This is a genomic window from Nostoc sp. DedQUE07 (genome assembly GCF_034530975.2).
Lineage (GTDB): Bacteria > Cyanobacteriota > Cyanobacteriia > Cyanobacteriales > Nostocaceae > Nostoc.
Genome location: NZ_JAVRCC020000008.1, coordinates 1 through 22,790, shown reverse-complemented (window position 1 = coordinate 22,790; position 22,790 = coordinate 1). Strand labels below are relative to the sequence as shown.

At 40.8% G+C, this 22,790-nt stretch carries 20 protein-coding genes and 2 pseudogenes; 8 read left to right on the top strand and 14 right to left on the bottom strand.

Going from position 1 to position 22,790, the window contains the following annotated elements:
* Nucleotides 1-185: 185 nt before the first annotated feature.
* From RMZ95_RS08820 to RMZ95_RS08810, 3 genes are all read right to left on the bottom strand, one after another.
* Nucleotides 186-566, bottom strand: coding sequence for a DUF423 domain-containing protein (locus tag RMZ95_RS08820; RefSeq protein ID WP_322686554.1), 381 nt, complete (start codon nt 564-566; stop codon nt 186-188).
* A gap of 101 nt (nt 567-667) precedes the next feature.
* Entirely contained in the window at nt 668-1,147 is a 480-nt protein-coding gene (locus RMZ95_RS08815) for a hypothetical protein (RefSeq protein ID WP_322673203.1), read from the bottom strand.
* A 356-nt stretch (nt 1,148-1,503) separates the two neighbouring features.
* Nucleotides 1,504-2,487: a helix-turn-helix domain-containing protein gene (locus tag RMZ95_RS08810; RefSeq protein WP_322686555.1), complete on the bottom strand. Its 984-nt coding sequence runs from the start codon at nt 2,485-2,487 to the stop codon at nt 1,504-1,506.
* Between the two features lie 367 nt (nt 2,488-2,854).
* Between RMZ95_RS08810 and RMZ95_RS08805 the strand changes: the two are divergent.
* The 3 genes and pseudogenes from RMZ95_RS08805 (at nt 2,855) to RMZ95_RS08795 (ending at nt 5,933) form a co-directional block, all read left to right on the top strand.
* Nucleotides 2,855-4,465: pseudogene (locus tag RMZ95_RS08805) on the top strand (acyl--CoA ligase family protein).
* Between the two features lie 418 nt (nt 4,466-4,883).
* A complete protein-coding gene (locus RMZ95_RS08800; protein ID WP_322686556.1) occupies nt 4,884-5,252 on the top strand; it encodes a hypothetical protein in 369 nt (122 codons plus the stop codon).
* Nucleotides 5,253-5,501: 249 nt separating this feature from the next.
* On the top strand, nt 5,502-5,933 hold the full coding sequence (locus RMZ95_RS08795) for a GFA family protein (protein ID WP_322686557.1): 432 nt from the start codon (nt 5,502-5,504) through the stop codon (nt 5,931-5,933).
* 78 nt (nt 5,934-6,011) lie between these two features.
* Here the strand turns inward: RMZ95_RS08795 and RMZ95_RS08790 are convergent.
* A pseudogene (locus tag RMZ95_RS08790) lies at nt 6,012-6,183 on the bottom strand (efflux RND transporter permease subunit); the annotation flags it as partial.
* An 887-nt stretch (nt 6,184-7,070) separates the two neighbouring features.
* Between RMZ95_RS08790 and RMZ95_RS08785 the strand changes: the two are divergent.
* Nucleotides 7,071-7,427, top strand: a complete 357-nt coding sequence (locus tag RMZ95_RS08785) for a hypothetical protein (protein ID WP_322673207.1) — start codon at nt 7,071-7,073, stop codon at nt 7,425-7,427.
* A 326-nt stretch (nt 7,428-7,753) separates the two neighbouring features.
* Here the strand turns inward: RMZ95_RS08785 and RMZ95_RS08780 are convergent, their stop codons facing one another.
* Complete coding sequence (locus RMZ95_RS08780; RefSeq protein ID WP_322673208.1) at nt 7,754-8,101, bottom strand: cupin domain-containing protein; 348 nt, start codon at nt 8,099-8,101, stop codon at nt 7,754-7,756.
* Nucleotides 8,098-10,992 (bottom strand): glycerol-3-phosphate acyltransferase, encoded by a 2,895-nt coding sequence (locus RMZ95_RS08775; RefSeq protein WP_322686558.1) that lies wholly within the window; start codon nt 10,990-10,992, stop codon nt 8,098-8,100. Before RMZ95_RS08775 ends, RMZ95_RS08780 begins: the two co-directional genes overlap by 4 nt.
* A gap of 769 nt (nt 10,993-11,761) precedes the next feature.
* Here RMZ95_RS08775 and RMZ95_RS08770 point away from each other — a divergent pair.
* Entirely contained in the window at nt 11,762-12,727 is a 966-nt protein-coding gene (locus tag RMZ95_RS08770) for an SGNH/GDSL hydrolase family protein (RefSeq protein ID WP_322686559.1), read from the top strand.
* Nucleotides 12,728-12,831: 104 nt separating this feature from the next.
* On the opposite strand, the gene RMZ95_RS08765 is transcribed toward RMZ95_RS08770, so the two are convergent.
* The 5 genes from RMZ95_RS08765 to RMZ95_RS08745 all read right to left on the bottom strand — a co-directional run bounded on the left by RMZ95_RS08765 (nt 12,832) and on the right by RMZ95_RS08745 (nt 17,796).
* Nucleotides 12,832-13,725 (bottom strand): lysophospholipid acyltransferase family protein, encoded by an 894-nt coding sequence (locus tag RMZ95_RS08765; protein WP_322686560.1) that lies wholly within the window; start codon nt 13,723-13,725, stop codon nt 12,832-12,834.
* 120 nt (nt 13,726-13,845) lie between these two features.
* Nucleotides 13,846-14,469, bottom strand: coding sequence for a class I SAM-dependent methyltransferase (locus RMZ95_RS08760; RefSeq protein ID WP_322686561.1), 624 nt, complete (start codon nt 14,467-14,469; stop codon nt 13,846-13,848).
* A 47-nt stretch (nt 14,470-14,516) separates the two neighbouring features.
* A complete protein-coding gene (locus RMZ95_RS08755; RefSeq protein ID WP_322686562.1) occupies nt 14,517-14,867 on the bottom strand; it encodes a DUF1772 domain-containing protein in 351 nt (116 codons plus the stop codon).
* A gap of 396 nt (nt 14,868-15,263) precedes the next feature.
* Nucleotides 15,264-16,940, bottom strand: coding sequence for an alpha-amylase family glycosyl hydrolase (locus RMZ95_RS08750; RefSeq protein WP_322686563.1), 1,677 nt, complete (start codon nt 16,938-16,940; stop codon nt 15,264-15,266).
* A gap of 424 nt (nt 16,941-17,364) precedes the next feature.
* Complete coding sequence (locus RMZ95_RS08745) at nt 17,365-17,796, bottom strand: nucleoside deaminase (RefSeq protein ID WP_322686564.1); 432 nt, start codon at nt 17,794-17,796, stop codon at nt 17,365-17,367.
* A 14-nt stretch (nt 17,797-17,810) separates the two neighbouring features.
* Between RMZ95_RS08745 and RMZ95_RS08740 the strand changes: the two genes are divergently transcribed.
* Nucleotides 17,811-18,734: a nucleoside hydrolase gene (locus RMZ95_RS08740; protein WP_322686565.1), complete on the top strand. Its 924-nt coding sequence runs from the start codon at nt 17,811-17,813 to the stop codon at nt 18,732-18,734.
* Between the two features lie 157 nt (nt 18,735-18,891).
* Here the strand turns inward: RMZ95_RS08740 and RMZ95_RS08735 are convergent, their stop codons facing one another.
* The 3 genes from RMZ95_RS08735 to RMZ95_RS08725 form a co-directional block, all read right to left on the bottom strand.
* Nucleotides 18,892-19,227: a hypothetical protein gene (locus tag RMZ95_RS08735; protein WP_322686566.1), complete on the bottom strand. Its 336-nt coding sequence runs from the start codon at nt 19,225-19,227 to the stop codon at nt 18,892-18,894.
* Between the two features lie 8 nt (nt 19,228-19,235).
* Nucleotides 19,236-19,619, bottom strand: a complete 384-nt coding sequence (locus RMZ95_RS08730; RefSeq protein WP_322673218.1) for a hypothetical protein — start codon at nt 19,617-19,619, stop codon at nt 19,236-19,238.
* Nucleotides 19,620-19,839: 220 nt separating this feature from the next.
* The gene (locus RMZ95_RS08725) at nt 19,840-20,391 is read right to left on the bottom strand and encodes an NUDIX hydrolase (protein ID WP_322686567.1); all 552 of its coding nucleotides are present in this window, start codon (nt 20,389-20,391) and stop codon (nt 19,840-19,842) included.
* 128 nt (nt 20,392-20,519) lie between these two features.
* On the opposite strand from RMZ95_RS08725, the gene RMZ95_RS08720 reads away from it, so the two are divergent.
* Nucleotides 20,520-21,572: a dipeptide epimerase gene (locus RMZ95_RS08720; protein ID WP_322686568.1), complete on the top strand. Its 1,053-nt coding sequence runs from the start codon at nt 20,520-20,522 to the stop codon at nt 21,570-21,572.
* Nucleotides 21,556-22,602, top strand: a complete 1,047-nt coding sequence (locus RMZ95_RS08715; RefSeq protein WP_322673221.1) for a DUF1611 domain-containing protein — start codon at nt 21,556-21,558, stop codon at nt 22,600-22,602. Before RMZ95_RS08720 ends, RMZ95_RS08715 begins: the two co-directional genes overlap by 17 nt.
* The last annotated feature ends 188 nt before the right edge of the window (nt 22,603-22,790 follow it).

The window sequence follows — 22,790 nt, the reverse complement described above, 5'->3', positions numbered from 1 at the left end:
ATTCGGCGTGATTTATAGATAACGGTATTAATTTATTTATATGCACGTTGTTAAAATTATAATTGATGAATTGACCAATTTTAGTTTTTGGAAAACATTTTTGTTGAAAATATGCTGTAAAGACAAGATAAATGAGCCTCTAAAAAATGAAGTTAAGAGTTAAAAACTCCTAACTTCTAACTTTTTTACAACTTCAAATTCCAAGCAGCAAAAGCTAAAGCACCCCAACCTGCGAGAAAGGCTGTGCCGCCTAGTGGTGCGATCGCTCCCAAGGATTTAATACCGGTTATGCTAAGGGCGTACAAGCTACCTGAGAAAATAGCAATGCCAATAATAAATAGCCATCCACTGGCTACGAGTGTGGGTTGAGGCGACTCGGTACGACTAATTAGTATTGCTACTAGAAAAAGTGCCAGAGCATGATACATTTGGTAACGAGCGCCAGTTTCAAAAATTTCTAGCGATCGCTCACTAATCTTATCTCGCAAAGCATGGGAAGCAAAAGCACCAGCAGCAACCGACAAACCGCCTAAAATGGCAGCTACGCTCAAAAAAATCTGCGTCATGAGACCTAGCCGTAAGTTTGTAAAGTAGTCATTAGTAATTGGTTATTAGTGAATAACAAATAACAAATGACAAAGGACGAAGGACAAATGACTAATGACAATTAGACATCAAAATGATATGATACAGCCCCTTCTTCGTTCACCTTAAAATTTGCATTGAATTCTTTAGCTTTTTCATCTAAATATTGTCTGGCGTGGGCTGCGGGTAATTGTGACTGGATGGCAAAGCCTAAAACAGTTACGCGCCCGTGATTTTCTTGTAGCATCTCATAAAAAATCGATTGCAGACGATCGCTAACTTGTTGATTAATTGCCTTTTTCTCCTGCCGACTTTGACGGTACAATCCCAATGCTAACCACGTGCCCAGTGTTAGGGTAGGGACACCAAAAATTAGACCACCAACAGCAGCATTATTATCTTCATAAGTAGCATTCGGTGCGTTAAACTCATACTCACCCGCCGGTATTGAGATGGCTTTAGGTGTAGCGAATTTTTCTAGTGCCGCTGTTGCTGATAGAGTTACAAACATGAATCCGAGTGTCAGTAGCCAACCGGCAGCTAATTTTTCAGCAGTTTTCATAGTTTCACTTCAGATTTACACTTTGCTTGCGATTTTAACCTGACTTTCATAAAGGTTCCAATATATCAATTAACCTGACTTTTCACGTTATGTGGAAAAGTCCACCAAAAACCTAACCCCCTAACTCTCAACCCGTGGCAAGAAGGGGGAAAATTCAAAGTCTCTCTCCTTTTAGGAGAGAGATTTAGAGAGAGGTTTTTCAGATACCGTGAAAAGTCAGATCAATTAACTCCTAGCTAGAGTTTTTTAGCTTTTACACAATATTTTATTGCCTACGCAGACTATGTTCACCACTCATGATTGGAATGGAGTGGCGAGGACGGCATTAAGATGTAATTGGATTGTGGTGCGGTTCGTTAATACGATCCTTCTGGTGGGGAAATATCAGATCCGATAGCCACACCAGTATTATTAATGGATTTAATCCCCGGTTTAACAGTAGGGGATTGTTGTTTTAACGATTGTAAAACCGAAGAAGAGTTATCTTGCTCAGTTGATATATTGGTATTTGCTTGTTGCTGGGACATCAAAGCTAATCCTCCCATTGCACCAGCAAGAAGAGCTGTATAACCTACATATAAATGCGTCGGACGAATTTCTAATCCCATTCCTTTTTTAGATTGGTACGAAAGAGGCTGATTTACTGGTATAGCTGCTTGTACTGGCAAAGAAGCAGCTAAAGCAACACCATTAAGTCCTAAAGCATCTCCATAACGTCGGATAAATCCACGTAAAAAAATGTCATCTGGCAATTCTTTCGAGTTGCCGTTTTCTAATGCCTCTATCAGCTCGGTTCGGATATGAGTGGAAAGCTGGATGTGGTCTAAAGAAAGCCCTTTGGACTGACGGTTTTTCTGGAGTTGTTGCCCGATTTGACGTAGGCACACCATACGTTGTTGGTCTGCTTGCAAGGCAAGTTCTGCTTGAGAAATTCTCTGATGATTCAGCAATTGCAGTGGTTTTTTCCACAGCGAATTTTCTGCTGCATTTTTAGAGGATTGTTCTTGTTGAGTACAATACTCTTGCTGTATCTCTGATGAAGAATTGACTGTTTCTGTAGCTTGCTTCGTATCTGTAGCTGTTTCAACTTTTTGCTCTTGTTGGGCAAATTGTCGAAATGCTAAACCAATCGCTTCTCTACCTACGGCTTTTAATAAATCTTGAGCTTGATCTGTTTCTTCACCTATTAACTTCTGCACAATCGCTAAAGCACGTCGATAAACTCGGCTACGATGCAGTTGTACTTCTATTTCTCCTAAAAGCGATCGCAACTCATCTTGAGAAATTTCAATATTTGGATTGCCCAGAATTTGCAAATAGTGTACAGAAGTAGTAACCATTGTGAAAACCTTTTATATTAACTCAATCAAAGAAATTTACAATCATATCTTCACTATTGTTTCCTAACTTCACCTTGGTTTTCCGGATATTAATTGTATAATTTAAATTTTTTAATTCATCATCAACACTGGAACAAAGCCATAATAAATGCAGTCCCCATCGTAAAAATGATACTGGCATCTCTGTGAGAAAAAACCTTGAGTGCATACCATTTGCAAGTAACCGGAATCTCAAGGTAGACTGAGCCTGCCCCTGAGTCTAGTCTAATTGAATGCGATCGCAGTAACTAAGTACTGTAAAAATCATGTAGTGCTTTATGACCGTATGGTATGCTCATGCAGTAAATAATTACTGTTAGCATTAGCCATGAACCCTGAAGCAGTTGATCGCAGCTTTCTCACACCTCTAACCTTTATTCAACGTAATGCTAAAGTCTATAGTCATAAAGTTTCTATTATATATAATCAAAAACGCTTCACTTACAGGGAATTTGCAGAGCGGATAAATTGTCTAGCCTCAGCACTGCATCATGCTGGACTTGAAAAAGGCGATCGCGTCGCTTTTTTTTGTTTCAATACTCCACCCATGCTAGAAGCCCATTTTGCTGTGCCTTTAATAGGTGGGATTCTCGTATCTATTAATACTCGTTTAGCTTCTCAGGAAGTTGCTTATATCTTAAATGATTGCGGTGCTAAATTTCTTTTTATTGATACAGAGTTAACAAATATAATTCGACCTATTCAAAATAGTCTTAAAACTGTTAAGTATATAATCAATATCAGCGATAATCAAGGATGTGAACCGATAAATGGAGAGGATTATGAAACATTTCTCCAAACTGGTAATCCAACTCCTTTGCCTTGGGTAATTACAGATGAAATGGATACGATTTCTATTAATTACACTAGTGGAACCTCTGGTAAACCCAAAGGTGTAATGTATTCTCATCGCGGAGCATATATTAACTCTTTAGGAGAAATAATTGAAACAACACTAACACCTAACTCAGTTTATTTATGGACTCTGCCGATGTTTCACTGCAATGGTTGGTGTTTTACTTGGGCGGTAACTGCTATCGGTGGTACTCATATTTGTTTGCGTAAGTTTAACCCTGGTAATATCTGGAAGTTAATTCAACAAGAAGGGGTAACTCATTTAAATGCTGCACCTGTAATTTTAATTTCTCTCCTCAATCATCCAGACTGTCCGCAATTATTAGCAAAACCTCTAACTATCACTACAGCAGGCGCACCACCATCACCAATATTGATTGAAAAACTGACTAAAATTGGCGCAAAAATTATTCACGTTTATGGTTTAACAGAAGTTTATGGCCCATATGGTGTTTGTGAATATCAATCAGATTGGAATAATTTAAATATTGAAAAACAAGCAAAACTGATGGCACGCCAAGGCGTATCTTATATCGGTGCAGATGGTTTGCGAGTTGTAGATCGAAATATGAATGATGTCCCTGCGGACGGTGAAACAATGGGGGAAGTGGTAATGCGGGGAAATATGGTGATGACAGGCTATTATAATGACCCAGAAGCAACTGAAAGGGTATTTAGAGGAGGATGGTTTCATAGCGGTGATTTAGCAGTAATGCACCCTGACGGTTATATTGAGGTGCGCGATCGCATGAAAGATATCATCATTACAAATGGAGAAAATGTCTCTAGTATTGAAGTTGAACAATGTCTTTACCGCCATGAAGCTGTGTTAGAATGTGCAGTTATTGCTGTACCTCATGCCAAGCGGGGTGAAGTGCCAAAAGCTTTTGTTACCCTCAAAGAAAACGCGCAAGTTACAGCATAAGAATTAATCCAATTCTGCCGCGATCGAATTGCTGCTTTTAAATGCCCTACGACAATTGAATTTACTACTCTGCCAAAAACTAGTACTGGTAAAATTCAAAAGTATCTTTTACGAGAAAAAGAATGGATAGGTTATGAAAAGAGGATTTATGGCAGTTAGTTGCGATATCTAAATTCACTGCCAAGTTTACCTGATATTGTTATTGAAGGATATAAGCGGCTGAAGTTGCAAATCAGGCAAGGATTCCACAGCGCTGGTCTGTTCTACATTGAGATTGAGTTAGTCAGTCTCACGCTGGGATAGCTGTTGCTAGATGTTTTTTCAGCTTTCCTGTAACCAACACCAATTAGACAGCTAGGGCCTGCAAAGGCGATTTTATAAAGAATTTTTAAGAAATTAATATTTTTCAGAAAAGGAAAGACCTAATGCTGAAGTAATCCCCAAAAGTTCAGAATCATAGATTTTGTAGTTTACACACACTCTAGTGTCTGAAAACCTTACATGGTAAAGTCTCTGATGTACTTCATCCATGTCGAAACCTAATTATTAGTTTTTCAATTTTTTGGAGGAGAGGATAATGTTGAAGTTCAGCTGTTTGATGATTGTGGGGGCAGTATTGTCGATTAGTGCGCCGGCTGTGGCTGAAAGTCGTGCCGTTAATATCAGTATTGGCAGTATTGGTGGTTCCTTAGATAATGCTGCTTTGCGAACAGTTCGCCAGGTTATCGGGTCTGCTGTCGGCAATAGCACTGTCGATAAATTCATTGTATATAGTCCCAGAACTGGATCTATTCCCATCGAAGGAGGTTTATCTGCTTGTGCTGAAGCTGGCTTCGGGATCAGCAATACAACATTTAATGCTTTTGTCCAGCAGTTGCGTTCAATTAATCCCAAACCAGGGACTTTCTACAATCTAGAACTTACCGCAAGCTGCAAACTGAAATAAGACGTTTGCACTCAAGCACGGTAGGATGGGCTTCGTACCTCAGCCCATCCATCGAGTTACAGTCCACGCGATCGACGCAAAACTCCATATTTTGAAATTGGAGATGTAACATCAAGGTTGATTTAAATCAGCGTCAAGAAGCGACTAGATTAGTTGTATCAGCCTCTAAACTCAATAGTGCAGATACTTCCAGCATAAAACAAAAAAGAATGTAAAAATAAAGCGCATTTTTGGGAGCAGAGAAACAATATGTCTAATGTGAACATTGCAAAAGGTAGCTGCCTGTGCGGAGTAGTAAACGTTTCTACAACCCGTATGAGCGATCGGGTAGAAGCATGTCATTGTAGTATGTGTCGCAACTGGGGTGGAGGACCTTTGTTAGTAGTTGACTGTGAAAATGAGGTTAGCTTCTCTGGTGAAGAATATATCGAAGTTTATCAATCTTCAGAATGGGCAGAGCGTGCATTCTGTAAGAAGTGTGGTAGCCATCTATTTTACAAATTCAAACAAAATAACCAGCATTTCATACCCGTTGGACTATTCGATAGCTGTGAAGGTCTTGTTTTCGAGCGTCAGATATTCATAGATGAAAAGCCCAAATATTACTGTTTTGCCAATGAAACCAAGAACCTAACAGGGGCGGAGGTATTTGCACAGTTTGCACCGCAATCACAGCAGTAAAGATTGGAGTTACTTTTTAGCATATCTGTGATTGTCTGAGCAATTATTGTCAGGAAAGCCTTGGTAAATGCCTTAACTTGTGGAAAATGCTAAACCTCCGGTTAAGGCATATTCCTAGACCTTGATACAGTTGAGATCCCTGCCCTAGAAAGATTGCCAAGGGAACCATGCCTAGAACGCTTGTACCTGCTGACATAATGATAATGATGGCACGGAGGCGATCGCGTATCGCATTGTAGAGCGATTCATCGTTCAGTCGCTTAGATCATTTCGCCTTACACTAAGTAATGTCGTATTTGCGACTAATCTCATACTCTAGCTTGTTCAAAGTTCACCTATTTTTTGTTAACAGCCACTCTATTAATTTATTAAGTGGTGAAACGCCGAGCGCGCCAATACTAATATCGTGTCCGGTTAAAGACTTATCATTAAGACGGCAGGGGAGCAGGGGTCAGGGGGAAAGAGGGTTTCCTGGTTTTTGCACAGATGTGGGAATTATAACTAATTAGGCGGACATAATATAACTCATCAATTACGGCTATTTTCAGGTAAATAGACCATGCGCTAGAGGCGCAAGGCCTTGCGCCCCTACGACAGGTGTGGTTCAAATACATGTACATGAAAACTGCTGTCAAGTCACTTTTACGCAGACATCAGGTCAATTGGAGTACAAAATACTAATAAACTTCTCTGTTTTGCCTTCACGTTTCGGTGTTTCGTGCAGCCTGTAGCAACTTCCGTCTTCCCTGTAAGAGCTTCTGCCTTCGCGTTTCGGTGTTTCGCGCAGCCTGTAAGAGCTTCTGCCTTCACGTTTCGGTGTTTTGCGCAGTCTGTAAGAGCTTCTGCCTTCGCGTTTCGGTGTTTCGCGCAGCCTGTAAGAGCTTCTGCCTTCGCGTTTCGGTGTTTTGCGCAGTCTGTAGCAACTTCTGCTTTGACATTATCAGAAACAGACTTGCATTATATGACAATACGGTTCGGTTAAGGTTTTTTGATGAAAATTTTAAATTTTAGATTGCAAAGACGCGACAAATTGCATCTCTACATCTGGATTTTGGGCTATTCCTGATACACATTTACTTGCACTGTAAGATTTAATCGGATAATCTGAGCAATCGAGATTGTTTTTCAAGAAAACCAATGAACAAATTCATACTGAGTTTGCTTTCTTCTCCAGTGCTGATTAGCTCTCTTCTCTCTATGGGAGTAATGCTAAATCACGCACAAGCTATGGAGCCAGAACCAGGAGTCAAAAGCACAGATCGTCTATCCTGTATACGCAATAAACATAAAGTGGGTTTAGTATGTGCCAGGGCTTCTGTATTGGCTCAAATTCCTAACTATCAGCGTGAAATAGAGTTTTCTCAAGAAGATGCTCCCATGCTGGAGTTCAATGATGAAGAAAGCAATGTGGCAATCGACTTATTTGGTTGTGATTGTCCTGCTTGTATAAATTCTTTGCGTCAGATGCGCAACGCGACACCCTTGGTATATTAGTAAATCATTGATTTTTGAAGACGCGATTTATCGCGTCTCTACATCAGGGTTTTGATTTGATCTGAAATGTATTGATTTATAAGCAACATCCGCATACTTTTCTAAGGACATAACATTGTTATGTCCCCCTGCGTGTTTTATTCAAAATCAAACTAACCTCAATTGCTAGTTAACAATCCTAACTGAATAAACCTCTTGCATAAGTCGAATAAACCCCCTTTATCCCCCCGATATATTGGCGGTAAACTTGAAATCTTGCCCCCTCCCCTTCACAAGGGGAGGGTTGGGGAGGGGTGATTCAAGGATTTTTGCAAGAGGTCTAATGATTAGCTCGATTTTTCGACTCGCAAACCAAAGTATGTCAAAACAAGTTCGGTTGAGCCACTATTGACAACTTCGTGTACTTCTCCCGGTTCGATGGCTACGCAGTTTCCCGGAAGCAAGGGGTATTCTGTACCATCAATGTGAATTACTCCCAAACCAGCTTCTACAAAGAATACCTCGCACATATCTTGATGCGCGTGTGCTGGTGCGGTTTGTCCAGGAGCAAAACGTGCTTGAGAAAAGTTAGTTAGGTGAGGTAAATCGCCGAAGCGTAACATCACCTTTTTCTTGATTTCGGCATTGTGAGAAACCGACTCTTCAGGCAAATCTTTCAGGGAAGTGGTAATCATTCGGGTCTTAAATCATTAGATAATTCCACAATACCCCTAGACCCATCAATCCTGACTCGTTGACCATCTTGCAAAAGCCATGTAGCACCGCGAACATCCATCACGGCGGGAATTCCATACTCACGAGCAACGATCGCACCGTGAGAAAGTCTTCCTCCAGCTTCGGCAATTAATCCTCCAGCCCTTAATAATAATGGTGCCCAGCCGGAATCTGTATAAGGTACTACCAGAATCGTATCTCGATCGACTTCTGGAATCTCTTGTAAATTTCGCAACACTTTCACCCTACCTTCGGCTTGCCCGTGACTGGCTCCAATACCTTGTAAAATTTGGTCAGAGTAAAGTTCAGAGGGAGCTAAGGGGTGAGGAGGTGTATTGCCGTAGACTAAAACAGGTATTTGAATAATCTCGCTATCTTGCAGAAATTGCGATCGCCTAAATTCCACTAACTTATCTAACTGCTCGATTAAGCTGGAATCTTCATCTCCAATTAGACGCCGCACTTCATCAAAGTTGAGAAAAAAGATATCGCCTGTTTGCCTAAGTAAACCAGACTTTAACCAAATCTTCTCTAAAGCCACAAAACTCCAACGCAATTCAGCTAAAAGCCGGGAATAAACTTCGGTGACTCGTCCTTTGATATCCACGCGCCGTTGTACGAAAGAGCGTTTGCGCTTACTGGCAAAAATACTATTAATCGCGTCTTTAGCACCTGCTTGTGGTTCGTTCCCCTGCATTAACTGCACAAACATCTGCTGAATCATTTGGGGATTTTCCCGCCAAGTGGGAACGGAGATATCGGTTCCCACCTCACTTAAGTAGCCGTAATCTTGCAGCAATTCGTTAAATTCTTGGAGGATCTTCTCTCCTTCGGGGGATTGCTTTAATTGTTCAAATACTTGCTGTGGCTCAAACTCAACCAATACCTGCTTGGCATCTGTAGCGATCGCACTGAGCGATCGCAATGCCGCTACCTCTGGGGTGACGCTATGATCGATTTGCTTATCCTTTACCCGAAAAATCGCCTGTCTTAGGGCAGCACTTAAAGGAGCTAAAATGCTGTAATACGTTCCATGACGCAGCAACTCCAGAATAAAATCAACTCTTGCCAACAACGCGGGTGGTTCCAAGCTATCTATATCTGATTGCGTCAACTGCGACAACCCAGGAATGAACCGTTTGTGATAATCTTCCTTGAAGTCTTTTTCTAAACTTAATTCCCGCTTCAGCAACTTCCCTAGTCCTGGCAAGTTTTCCCAAGTTGACTGCAAGGAGGGTTTACTTAATTTAGCTCCTCTGGTTAAAAATTCCAGACTTTCCGGTGGCAGTCCCATTCTGAGAAAAATATCTCCTAAGAGGGAAGCATTAAAGTAGGCTCTGGAATAATGCAGAGTTGCTGTTTTGGTGAAATCTAACCCCAAAGCGCGATCGCCCAAAACTAAAGTAAAAAATTCTCCCCAAACTCCACAAGTTAAGGGACGATTAATTGACCATGTTAAAGGGTGAATTACTCCGGGAATCACTTCAGCAGCGATTTTGCGCGTCCAGATGGGTAACAGAGTGGCGATCGGTCGAGATTGCAACACCCAAAGCGTTTGCCCATCATAACTCCACTCGATATCTTGAGGAGTGCCATGATAGCGTTTTTCGAGTCGGTAAGCAAGGTAAGCAACTTGCTTAATTAATGATTGTGGGACTCGTCCTTGACCCTCTAATTGTACAGAATAAGAATTTTCTGTTTCAACGACAAAAGCGCGATATTGTTCTGGGGTGACTTTTCCCGAAACGACTTGCGTCGGGCTGCCTGGAAGGGCTTCAATAACGATCGCATCGCCTTGCTGGGTAATGGGATCGCGACTGAAAGCAACACCAGAATACACACTCTGGACTTGTTGCTGAATCAACACAGCCATTGCTGTATCATTTAAGCCGCGATCGCGCCGATATTGAACAGCAGATGGATGATTGTAGGAAGCTTGAACTTGAGCGATCGCTGACTGTAATGCCTCTTGGCTAGTAACATTTACAACTGTTTCATACTGTCCAGCAGCAGAAGCGTATTCTGAGTCTTCTCCAATAGCGGAGGAACGCACCACCAAAGGAGATAATTCTGATGGCTGAAGAAATTCTGTTAACCCTTCTGGATTGTCGATAGGTGCTAGTACCCATCCTTTCGGCACTGGATAGCCCCAGCGCTTAATTTGAGATAATGTTGCTGCTTTTTCTCCGACAATGGCAGCATTCAACTCTTCATCTAGAGAAACCATTGTGCGTTCGCCGCGTAAAAACTCCAACATCGCAAGAGATTCAGTTTGTGCCTCTTGGGCTGGCAGTTTCATATCATCAGCAATTTTGGTGTAAATCCAGCCCATTAAACCAGCTAAGGCCACAGCAGCAAGTATTCTGGGAATATCGCTAAAGTGCAGAAGTGCCACAAACAAAGGAAAAAGTAGCAAAACCCCAAATTTGACTAACTTTCTTGATTGCAGAATTGTAAAAGCAATACCTGCAAAGAAAGATACAAATATCGCTACCAGTGGATCGTGTACGACAAATCCCCAGACAACATTTGTCGTACCTGCTCCTCTGCCTATCCAGTATCTACCAATTACCAGAGCGATTAAAGCAAGCAATTCCCAAGACGATCCATCTGGGAAGAAAATGCGGGTGAGTAAGACTGCCGCAACTCCTTTCAAAGCTTCTGACAAAACTGCCAGAATTCCGACAATTTTACCCCCATGATAAAAGGCAGCTGATACACTAATGTTTCCTGTACCAACTTGTGATAACTGCTTCCGCGTCAGGGCGTAAGTTATCCATGCAATCAGGGGTAATCCGCCCAAAAGGGGGCAGATAATTAAAATAGCGAAAATACCCCAAGGTTCAAACATTCTGGAATTTGGATTTTAGATTTAAATTTTCCATCTAAAACCTCAAATCTAAAGTTTTGCTGAAATTTTTGATGGTTATAAAAGGGGCTTTTATCAAAGAGAATTCAGGAGTCAGGAGTCAGAACGATAGCTAGAGGATGAACACGGGGTTTAAAAACAATCCAAATTATAGATTTATAAGTCTACAATCAGCTAGTAGTTTGAATTCCCCAAGGAAAAGCATTCTGGATTCTGGATTCTGGATTCTGGATTCTTTTTTAATTACTAGTTGCTAAATGGACACTTGGCTAAGACGGAAACCGTTTAAGACAAGTGTCCTTCTAGACTACTAATGGTTTTAGTTTAGCGCATAGGCAGCTTGCAGCGCCCAGATTACGAGAGCAGCGATCGATCCCAGAAGCAACACGGTAGAGATAGTGACTACTTTTGGGGAATCTGCACCCTTAAATTTCATAATTCCGCGATTTAAGTCGGACACAGCTTCTAATCCTCTGTTGTTGGAGCATGAAATATTTGTCCGTTTTGATTGTAGTCCTTCTCTTTGCGGATGATGTTAAATTCACTTTAAAAATTTAGAAGTGGGGGGGACTGGGGACTGGGGACTGGGTACTGGGGACTGGGAGACAAGGGAGATAAGGAGATAAATAAAACTCTTAACTCTTAACTCCTAACTCTTTAACTCCTAACTCTTAACTCCTAACGCCCAATGCCCAATGCCCAATCCCCCAGTATCATTGAAAAGCAACTCAGTATAAGAGGGTGTGAGTAGGTGAAAATAGCACTGAGCGTAATTTTGGCGGTGGTTGTGGGATTGTTTGTGGTAATCGAGATTGGACTGCGATCGCTGTTTGGTTTTGGTAATCCCCTGATTTATATTGGTGATGAGCAAATTGGTTATTTGTTGGCTCCTAACCAACGTACCCGTCGTTTTGGGAATCGCATTGAAATTAATGAATATTCTATGCGAGGTAGTCCGATAAAAAAGCTACCTGCTCCTTCTGGGCTGCGAATTCTCCTCTTAGGTGATTCTATTGCTAATGGTGGTTGGTGGACAGATCAGACTAATACAATATCTAGTTTGATGATGCGTTCTTTACCATCATCCACTAATAGTAATTATCAGGAAGTAGAAGTGCTAAATGCTTCAGCTAACTCTTGGGGTCCAAGAAATGAATTAGCTTATTTAGAGAAGTTTGGCAATTTTAACGCGCAAGCAGTGGTGTTATTAATTAATACTGATGATTTGTTTGCAACTCCTCCCACTTCTTTACCAGTAGGACGCGATCGCAATTATCCAGATCGTAAACCTCCCCTGGCATTAGTGGAAGTGTGGCAGCGTTATATCGTCAAGCAAAAGCCAATTCCTGAACTACAAGCCGTACAAAAAGAATCAGGCGATCGCGTGGGGATTAATCTGGAGGCGATCGCTAAAATTCAAGCCTTGACTCGCCAAAGCAACAGCAAATTTCTGCTGGTGATGACTCCTTTGCTACGAGAAATTGGTGAACCAGGCCCCCGCGATTACGAAATTAAAGCACGTCAGCGCTTGAGTGATTTTACCAAAGCACAGCAAATTAACTATATAGACTTTTTACCGAATTTCAATTCAACTACCAACCCCCAAGGTTTGTTTCACGACCACATTCACCTCAACTTGCAAGGAAATAAATTTGTCAGTGAAGTTATGGAGCGATCGCTTTTGGAAATATTGGGAGATTCCTCACTTCGCCACTAATATTCGTGTTTTAAGTAAGTTGGCACAATAAAATCAAACTATGTGAACAAACTCTTCCCCCCTGCCCCCAGCAAGAACTGCCTTATCCCAAGACAACGATCTACTTAGCTAGATTTCTGAGTATCTCTAACCAAATTATTTAACTCTTCCTGCATTTGACTTTGAACTATTTCATAACAAGCATTCACATAGTTACGATCTCTAGCTGCATCTTGACCATATCTTTCAAAAATAATTGGATGACAGATACGAGTATGAATTTGCACAGGTAAAGGAATATTTGGCAAAGGGCCAATAGACAAGCCCCAAGGCAAACCTAAGTAAATTGGGAAAACACCAGGGTCAATTTGATATAACCACGGCAATCCCCACTGATGCAATTGTTTGACAAAATCATAGCAATCACATAAGACTATCAAGCTATCATGAGCGCCTACCGAGATTACAGGAACAATCGGAACTTCTTGTTTTAAAGCTAGCTTGACAAAGCCCTGATGACCGGCAAAATGAATTTTATAGCGTTGGCTATGAGGACGAAACATATCATATTGTCCACCAGGATATACCAGAACGCTAGCACCCCGATCGAAAGCCGCGCTAGCCATTTTGGGATGTGCAACAATTCCTCCGAATTTCTGGGCTAATCCTGCTATTTCTGGACTCACTTTCCAAGCGGAAGGGTGCATTAAACCATACACCAAACGCTCGGTTCCAAATCTCGAAAACCAATCGTACATCATCATGATTAAATCTGGAGAAGCCATTCCCCCATTGTGAGAGCCAACCAGTAGTACTTTCCCTGTTGTTGGGATGTGATGCCATCCATCAGTTTTTACTTGAAAGTAATAACGGTAAAACCATTCCCATACAGGCATCAATGATTCAATAAACTGAGGATCTCGCTGTGTTAATGACTGATGAATCTTTTTTGAGAATTCTGATGTTAAAGAATTGTCAGCGCTGACAGAAATTTTCTCTACCTGTTTTGGAAATTCCATAAAAATATGTTAAGTCTAAATTGAACAAACTACATTATAAATATCAATAACTAAGGCTTCACAATTATTTTTTTATTCGTATTTATCCTTTAAATATAAGCTTTAACCAGGCAAAAAAATTTACTTTATAAACAAAATTGATACAAGTCTGGGTGGTTTATTTTGATCTTTTTCATGCCACCACTCTTTGAAGTCTTTAAGTTGGAAGCCATGAACTTTCGCTGTGTTAAAAAAGTCTGATAGATGATGCACAAATGCCGGAATTTCAATGGACTCTTGCTGTCTTTGAAAATTAGCTTTTATTCCTTGATATTGCTTGAATGGATGAAGCTCACAGATGAAAAAGTATCCTCCTTTAACTAAGACACGAGATGCTTCTGAAAATATCAAGCTGAGGTCTTCGATGTGTTCTAGAACAAGATTACAAGTGACTAAATCGGCAGACTCATTATGACAAGTCCATTGTTTAGTAATGTCTTCGGTAATAAACACTACATTCGCAGACCTCACTTTCTCTTTTGCCTTTTCGATCATCTGTGCTGAAAAATCGATCGCACACACTTTCAGAGCAATTTGTGAAAGTAAAAGCGTATTTTTACCTGTGCCACAGCCAATTTCTACAACTGATTTACACTTCAAACCCATCAAGGTTTCTCTGGTGACGATTCGATCGAGATCGCGCGTCAGATTTTCGTCAGCATCGTATGTGGCTGACCAATTATCGTATGCTGCTTGAATACTCATATAGCTTCATTTTGCCAAGCAAAGGGTATCATACATATTGATCATTTCTATTTCACCGTGCGATCGCCCAGTGCAATCGTCAACGCTGCCGCAAGTGCCGCTATTGTCCGAACGTGGTTCCAGAACGTCCAATTGGTAAGATATCTAGCCCATAGGTTCGCGCCTTCAGTGCTATCCGGTTTGGCGATCGCTAAGGCATCATTCAGCGGTACATTGAATGCGATCGTCACTAGAACGGTGCCAATCAGATACAGGAGGCTACCGACAAGCAAATAGGCAGCACCAGGTTGATGCCACTTTAACACCGAGGAAATCGCTAGAAAGATGCAAGCCATAGCTGTTCCAAAGAGTGCCAACATGAACAACGGATTGATCGCAGTGATATTGATCGATTGCATGGCGATAATGCCCTCCTTTGGCTGGAGTCGTGCAAGGGCATTCATCACGAAAGTCGAGAAGGCAAAGAAGACGCCAGCTACAAGCGCACAGCCTAGTGCTGTGAAAAGCGTCAAAGGAAAGCGCAAATTGTCAACAATTACCATTAAAGCCTCCTGTTAATACTGCCCAACGCCTTGTTCACAGTAGATGATTGGTCTTTCAAGACGCGATTTATCGCGTCTCTACAATCTGGGTTTTGGGCTGATCCAATTGGACACGATATTATTTTATTTGCTGTTGCTCCCATCGCTAGTCTTATTACTGTGTTGCGACGCAAGCAGTTTGTTTGACGAGCGATCGCACTGCTTGCGACAATGTATTTATAACCTTTTGACATTAACGAGCTACAGACTACATTACTGTGAATTTGAAACAAATATTTTAGCTGTATAGCTTGATAAGTCAGTAACTAAACCATCCTCTTTAGATTTCACTTCTTGATTGCTAACCCAATCTCGCCAATACTCAGCAGTTGGAAAGTCTGAAATTTTATATTGATTTAGATTTTGGTCGGAGAAATTTACCACGATGACGACATGAAAATTCTGCTCATCCCAACGGGTGTAAGCCAGCACTTTCTCAGCTGCATTTTCGTAGAAAAACTTAATATTGTCACTTTGCAAAGCTGGATTTTGCTGGCGTAGAGCAATCAACTTTTGATAATACTCAAATAAATCATGATTCTGGCCGCTTGACAATAAAGACCAATTAACCTTGCGCGGCTTAGTCACATCTTCGCTTTTTTGCTGATATTCGCCAAACTCTTCTCCCATCCACAGCATCGGTATACCCATCGCTGTCATTAACACAGCAGCAGCTAACTTAGCTCGTTCAAATGCGGCAGCGTCAAAGATGCCGCAATTGCCTAATTCTCGTAATAGACGTTCGCGATCGTGGGTTGCCAAATAATTAATTACATTGGTAGCGATCGCATAACCCTGCTGTTTGGGATCTAAAATCTGCTTGAGTTGTTCTAATTCAAATGATTTCCCACAAATATATGGAACTAGAAAGTAGCGAAAACTCTCATGCCAACAAGCATCTAATGGGCCATCTGGCTGGACTACAGTCTTTGTATCGGGAATGTGTTCAGCAATGTTGTAAAACTGTTTGGGCGCAGCATAATTTTTCGCTTCCTTAGTCAGCCAGTTGAAAAATTCAAAGTTAGCCAATTGCCGCACTGCATCAAAGCGAATTCCATCAATGTGATACTCCTGAATCCAAAATTTTACCACATCGCCGACGTATTCCCATGCAGGTTTAATATTTAAGTTTTTGTCGTAATTATCATAGTTAAACTCTGGCCCCCAGTAATTATCTGGGTCTTCAGGATAATGCTTGTTTTCGTAATACCAATAATTTCGGTCAATTAGTATTAAAGGGCATTCTTCATCTGTATGGTTATAAATTCCATCCATAAAGACGCGAATGCCTCTACCATGACACTCGTCAATCAACCGCTTTAAATCTTCTGTTGAACCGTAACTAGATTCTGTAGCAAAGAAGTGGCGAACTTTATAGCCCCAGTTATAATCACCAGGGTACTCATTAACTGGCATTAATTCAATTGCATTAATTCCCAATTCGCAAAGATAATCTAACTTAGCAATTATCCCTAAATATTTGCCTCGCTCGTTAGAATCAACTTCATCACCAGTAAAATCGGCAACGTGTATTTCATATATGACTAATTCTCGGTTATCAGGCAACAGCATTTCATTGTTTTGCCAAAGGTAATTATCAACAATGCGTTGTCCATCTTGAATGCGTACTATGCCGTATTTTTCTGTTTCATCAACATCTGTCGCTTTAGGATCGATGATATCTATCCATTCATCAACTGCAAAATTTGGGCTTTTGGTTTGAATGCGAAATTTATATTGATAAACACCGGTTTCTAATTTTATTTTCGTGCGAAAATAACCATCTTCACCTTTTGACATGGGAATTTCTTTCCAATCTGAAAAAGACCCAATTAAAGCTGCTCCTTTGTTGCGAGGAGCAAATAAGGAAAATTCAGTTAAATTTGCCATTTTCACACTTTTAAATTTTAGCTAGTTATAGTAACTAAAATTATTGTGTAATATAAAATAATTAGTAGCTTCTTTCTTAAGTATTATCAATATTTTCCTAATTTGCTGGACTTCAGACAGATAGTGCGATCGCTATGATTTTAGAGGTGCAATAGCTATCTAAATCATAACTACTTATGCGGACATGATATGATAGTTTTGCTCAATTGTATCTGGGGTTTCGTTCTCAAATTTGATTCCATACCTTCTGAAATTAAATGTCTATTTCAAGACAGTAAACGCAGTGACTATTTTCTGGCATCACATTACTCTTGCTACTGGCTGATTTTAAAATATCTATCCTTAAAAAATGGATAGTGGGTAGTAGGAAGCAGAGGAGCAGAGGAGGATAGATAATTAATGACAAATGACAAATGACAAATGACTATTTACCAATATCTTCATTCCAAAGTTCGGGGTTAGTTTCAATAAACTCACTCATCATTTGTTCGCATTCGTCAAGATTAAGATCGATAACGTCCACACCGTGAGATACCATAAATTCTTTAGCACCAGGAAAAGTTCTAGATTCTCCAACAATGACTTTTTTAATGCCAAATTGTACTACTGCCCCAGCGCATAGGTAACACGGCATTAAAGTTGAATAGAGTGTAGTACCTCTATAACTGCCAACTCTTCCAGCATTGCGGAGACAATCGATTTCGGCGTGGGTAACAGGATCGGCATCTTGCACGCGTTTATTGTGTCCTCTGCCGAGAATTTTGCCATCCTTGACAAGAACCGAACCAATAGGAATTCCCCCTTCTTGTCTGCCTTGTTTTGCTTCTTGAATTGCAACTTCCATAAACTCATCCATATAATTCTCCTTTTATGACAAAACAACTTGTATTAATGGATCACGATGGCGGTGTAGATGATTATCTGGCAACTATGCTGCTGTTGACGATGGAGCATATTGAACTCCTTGGTGTTGTTGTCACTCCAGCAGATTGCTACGTTCAACCGGCTGTTAGCGCCACACGTAAAATTATAGATTTGATGGGATTTTCTCATATCCCGGTGGCAGAAAGCACTGTGCGCGGAATCAATCCATTTCCTACTCTCTATCGCCGTGATTCGTTTATCGTTGACCATCTCCCCATTCTCAATCAAAGCGAAACTATCACTACGCCATTAGTTGCCGAAACAGGTCAAGATTTCATGATACAGGTGTTACGTGACGCATCAGACCCCGTAACGTTGATGGTAACTGGCCCGTTAACGACGGTTGCAGTGGCTTTGGACAAAGCACCAGATATTGAAGCCAAGATTCACAAAATTGTTTGGATGGGGGGTGCGTTGAATGTTGGCGGTAATGTGGAAAAAAGTCTGGAAGCAGGACAAGATGGTTCCGCCGAATGGAATGTTTATTGGGATGCTGTTTCAGCAGCGCGGGTATGGCAAACCCAAATTGAAATTATTATGTGTCCTTTAGATTTGACTAACAATGTCCCAGTCACATCGGAGTTAGTATACAAAATGGGACGACAACGCCACTATCCCATCTCTGATTTAGCCGGACAATGTTATGCACTGGTTATTCCTCAAGATTATTATTTTTGGGATGTGTTGGCAACAGCTTATCTAGGACATCCAGAATTTTATCAATTGCGCGAATGGGAAACAGAAATTATCACCACTGGTCTTAGTCAAGGGCGTACTAAAGTAGTTCCTGGTGGTCGGAAAATTTATGCAATGGATAAGGTAGATAAAGAGGCTTTTTATGCTTACATCTTGCAGCAATGGGCAAGGTAGAAAACTAAAAATTAGCTGACGTGCATACTCAAACTCGCTACCGAAAACTAACGACAAAGCTCACCAGTTGCAGACAAATTCTGCAACTCAACCGACCATATTGGAGCATTTCGGTGCAAATATTTTTTTTGAGTAAGACACCATTTCAGACTGAAAATTAATCATAGCGTGCCTTTTTAGATTTAATCACCTCAATTACATCATCGTGTCTTTGCCCCTCAATAATATCCTTGAGATGAATTTGCCCATTAATATATTGAACATGGATACGCCAACCTGAGACTTTATCGATATCAGCACGATAAACTGCCTGCTTCACACCTTTTACTTTGTGCAGCCTCGCTTTTGGAAATTTTCTTGTTCTGTGACACTCATTATCTTCAAGTTCTGCCAAAGCTTCAAGAAAAGCAATCTTTAGCTCGTCATCTGGCAAAATCTTCATAGCTTGATAAATAATGCCGTATTCATCACACAGAGTAAGGGTTTGTGCCATAAACCAACTTACGAAATCCGGGCAGTTTCTTGATTGTGGTGGAGTAATTCTTGATACAAAGACTCTGCCACACTTTTATATGCCTTATCAAGATCATCGTGTTTGACCACTCGAAAAAGAGTAAAAATAACTTGCCCAAAAATTGGATCTTCGTCAACTGTCAAAATCACCCTTAGTTTCTGCGAAACCCTTAGCGTGTAGAGTGAAGATTCATAGCCATTAATATCTGACGGTAGAGGAAGACGACGCAACTTACGATAAACGTCAGCATTTTTAGTTGGGAAGAGATTAGCACAATCATTAATTTTTTTAATCGTTGCGGCTTTTCCCTCTTCACTCAGCTTGCCAAGATCCTTTTCAAAGCTTCTTGTTGACTCAATTAGAACATCCACGTTACAAACCACCAGTTTGAATTTAGCTACTTGCCCTCTATCTTTAGCATAGTAACAGTTATATACAGAAAAATTCTGTACATTATTCTTACAAGGACATTATATGGAAACTTTATTAATATTATTCTATACTCTAACGTCCACAAAAAGTTGCTGTAAAAGTTTCACAATGCAATTCGTATCAAGTATTTGTTTCAACAGAAAAGAGGTATAATGATTATTAATAATTAATTAATTTTAAACCTAAAAAGAGAGCAGCTACAGTTCCAGCAACAGAAATTTCTCCCTGAATAATTTTCTCTAAAATTGATTTTACAGGAATTAATACGACTTCAATATCTTCTGTAATATCTAGTTGTTGCTCTCCGACTTTGCTCGCATTTTCTGCTAAAAATAAATGTATTTTATTGGTATCTTTACTCGGCTTATCGTATAAAGTTCCAATTTTTTTAAATTTTTGGGGAATATAACCAGTCTCTTCTCTCAGTTCTCTAATTGCTGCTATTTCTGCACTCTCTTTTGTCGGATCGAAATTCCCTGCTGGCAGTTCCAAGAAAAATTCACCTACGGCGTGTCTATATTGCCGGACAAAAATAATTTCTCTATTACTAGTGATAGGTAAAACCATCGCAACGTCAGGCTTAATACTGACAAAATAATCATCTATAATTTTACCATTCGGTAATTCTATTTCATCTTGCCTTACCTGACACCAAAAATTATCTAAAACCATTTTTGATTTTAAAATCTTCCATTTCTTTAAGTTGTTCATAAATAAAAATAATGTATAAAAACTTTAGTCATTAATCAATGAATGTAAAAAAGTATAACAGATGTATCCGATAATCTAAATTTTGAACTTACACTGGCTTTTGCAATAACATAATATGTAAAATAAGTATGCAAATAAATGTAAAATTATTTACAGTAAACAAGAGATTTCCGCTGACTATTAGTCGAGGTACAACGGCACAGACAACAAATGTATGGGTGAGAATTTCACACGATCGCATCGAAGGCTGGGGGGAAGCATCGCCATTTGGTGTGGGTAATCATCGGCAATCAACTGATGCAATCAAAGATACTCTAGAGCAAGTTGTGCCTCTGTTACAAGCATTCAGTCCTTTACAACGTCAGGAAATTGAGCAAGTTTTAATACAAAATCAAATTCCTTCTGCTGCAAGAGCTGCCTTGGATATAGCAATGCACGACTGGTTAGGTAAGCGCGTAGGTTTACCTTTGTGGCAACTTTGGGGACTCGATCGCAATCAAATAGTCCCGACTTCAGTCACAATTGGGATTAATTCACCTGAAGGCGCGAGGGCGAGAGCGCGAGACTGGTTACAATTTACAGATGTCCGTCTTTTTAAGGTGAAGCTAGGTAGCCCAGATGGCATAGATGCAGATCAAAAAATGCTCTTAGCAGTGCGAGAAGAAGCGCCAGAACTAGAATTTTTTGTTGATGCCAACGGGGGTTGGAGTTTAGAAGATGCGATCGCCATGTGCAATTGGCTGGCTGATTTAGGTATAAAGTATGTAGAACAGCCATTGCCACGGGGAGAAGAACCAAGTTTAGCAAAACTCAAACAACACTCTCCCTTGCCTATCTTTGTCGATGAAAGTTGTTTCACCAGCGCTGATATTCCCGATTTGGCAAATTACGTGGATGGCATTAATATCAAACTAATGAAATCAGGGGGGCTAACAGAGGCAATGCGAATGGTACATACAGCACGAGCATATCGGTTGCAAGTAATGTTCGGTTGCTATTCTGACAGTTCGCTAGCTAATACAGCAGCATTACAGCTAGCGCCACTAGCTGATTATTTAGATTTAGACAGTCACCTGAACTTAATTGATGACCCTTTTACGGGTGCATTGCTAAAACAAGGAAAAGTTTTGCCAAACGATTTACCAGGTTTGGGAGTACAACACAGTGCGTCTACCACTTAATCAACGAGTAGCTATCTTGCTACATGAAGGGACTATTGGGACTCACGGCAAAACAGGGCTAGCAATTTTACGTTACAGTGAAGCCCCAATTGTAGCCGTAATCGATCGCGAGTGTGCTGGTAAATCCCTACCAGAATTAACAGGTATCAAGCGCGATCTGCCGATTGTGGCATCGGTAGCCGCAGCCCTAGAGTACAAGCCAGAAGTTTTAGTAATTGGTATTGCTCCAGGAGGTGGTGCTGTACCAGATGATTACTGGCTAGAAATCAAAGAAGCTCTAGAAGCGGGAATGTCTTTAGTGAATGGTTTACATACACCAATGGCAAGTATCCCAGAATTAAATGCACTGCTCAAACCAGGGCAACTAATTTGGGATGTCCGCAAAGAGCCATCTAATATTAGTGTTGCTAGTGGAATGGCACGTACTCTTCCGTGTCGGCGGGTGTTGACAGTGGGAACCGACATGGCAATTGGTAAAATGTCAACTAGCCTAGAGTTACATTGGGCGTCAAAACTGCGGGGCTGGCGTTCTAAATTCCTTGCCACAGGGCAAACTGGAATTATGTTAGAAGGAGACGGTGTGGCTTTAGATGCCGTGCGGGTAGACTTTGCCGCGGGTGCTGTGGAACAAATAGTCATGCGCTATGGCAAAAACTACGACATCTTGCATATTGAAGGACAAGGTTCGCTGCTACACCCTGGTTCAACAGCAACTCTACCCCTAATCCGTGGTTCGCAACCAACCCAACTAATATTAGTACATCGGGCGGGACAAGTTCATGTCCGCAATCATCCCCATGTCATCATTCCACCTTTACCAGAGGTGATTCGGCTTTATGAAGCTGTTGCTAATGCTGGTGGTGCTTTTGGAAGTGTTTCTGTAGCGGGTATAGCATTGAACACAGCCCATTTAGATGAATCTGCGGCTCAGGAAAGCATCGCTCAAACAATAGCAGAAACGGGGCTACCTTGCACTGATGTAGTCCGCTTTGATGCCAATGTGCTTTTAGATGCGGTGATGAATAATTAACGTGAGTTCGACGAGTGCTATTTTGACCTCTCCCCCAGTGGGGTAAAACTAAAGCTAAAACCTTAGTAAATCAGGTTTGGGGGGAGGTTTTGAGAATTTATGCAATAAATATATTGAATTCGGGCGGTCGTTTATTGAATTCGGGCGATCGTTTGTTGAATTCGGGCGATCGTTTGTTGAATTCGGGC

Bases quoted from the DNA above. Each gene is read 5' to 3' on its own strand.
- RMZ95_RS08820 (WP_322686554.1), bottom strand. From the start codon at position 566: ATGACGCAGATTTTTTTGAGCGTAGCTGCCATTTTAGGCGGTTTGTCG.
- RMZ95_RS08815 (WP_322673203.1), bottom strand. From the start codon at position 1,147: ATGAAAACTGCTGAAAAATTAGCTGCCGGTTGGCTACTGACACTCGGA.
- RMZ95_RS08810 (WP_322686555.1), bottom strand. From the start codon at position 2,487: ATGGTTACTACTTCTGTACACTATTTGCAAATTCTGGGCAATCCAAAT.
- RMZ95_RS08800 (WP_322686556.1), top strand. From the start codon at position 4,884: ATGTTGAAGTTCAGCTGTTTGATGATTGTGGGGGCAGTATTGTCGATT.
- RMZ95_RS08795 (WP_322686557.1), top strand. From the start codon at position 5,502: ATGTCTAATGTGAACATTGCAAAAGGTAGCTGCCTGTGCGGAGTAGTA.
- RMZ95_RS08785 (WP_322673207.1), top strand. From the start codon at position 7,071: ATGAACAAATTCATACTGAGTTTGCTTTCTTCTCCAGTGCTGATTAGC.
- RMZ95_RS08780 (WP_322673208.1), bottom strand. From the start codon at position 8,101: ATGATTACCACTTCCCTGAAAGATTTGCCTGAAGAGTCGGTTTCTCAC.
- RMZ95_RS08775 (WP_322686558.1), bottom strand. From the start codon at position 10,992: ATGTTTGAACCTTGGGGTATTTTCGCTATTTTAATTATCTGCCCCCTT.
- RMZ95_RS08765 (WP_322686560.1), bottom strand. From the start codon at position 13,725: ATGGAATTTCCAAAACAGGTAGAGAAAATTTCTGTCAGCGCTGACAAT.
- RMZ95_RS08760 (WP_322686561.1), bottom strand. From the start codon at position 14,469: ATGAGTATTCAAGCAGCATACGATAATTGGTCAGCCACATACGATGCT.
- RMZ95_RS08755 (WP_322686562.1), bottom strand. From the start codon at position 14,867: ATGCAATCGATCAATATCACTGCGATCAATCCGTTGTTCATGTTGGCA.
- RMZ95_RS08750 (WP_322686563.1), bottom strand. From the start codon at position 16,940: ATGGCAAATTTAACTGAATTTTCCTTATTTGCTCCTCGCAACAAAGGA.
- RMZ95_RS08745 (WP_322686564.1), bottom strand. From the start codon at position 17,796: ATGGATGAGTTTATGGAAGTTGCAATTCAAGAAGCAAAACAAGGCAGA.
- RMZ95_RS08740 (WP_322686565.1), top strand. From the start codon at position 17,811: ATGACAAAACAACTTGTATTAATGGATCACGATGGCGGTGTAGATGAT.
- RMZ95_RS08735 (WP_322686566.1), bottom strand. From the start codon at position 19,227: ATGGCACAAACCCTTACTCTGTGTGATGAATACGGCATTATTTATCAA.
- RMZ95_RS08725 (WP_322686567.1), bottom strand. From the start codon at position 20,391: ATGAACAACTTAAAGAAATGGAAGATTTTAAAATCAAAAATGGTTTTA.
- RMZ95_RS08720 (WP_322686568.1), top strand. From the start codon at position 20,520: ATGCAAATAAATGTAAAATTATTTACAGTAAACAAGAGATTTCCGCTG.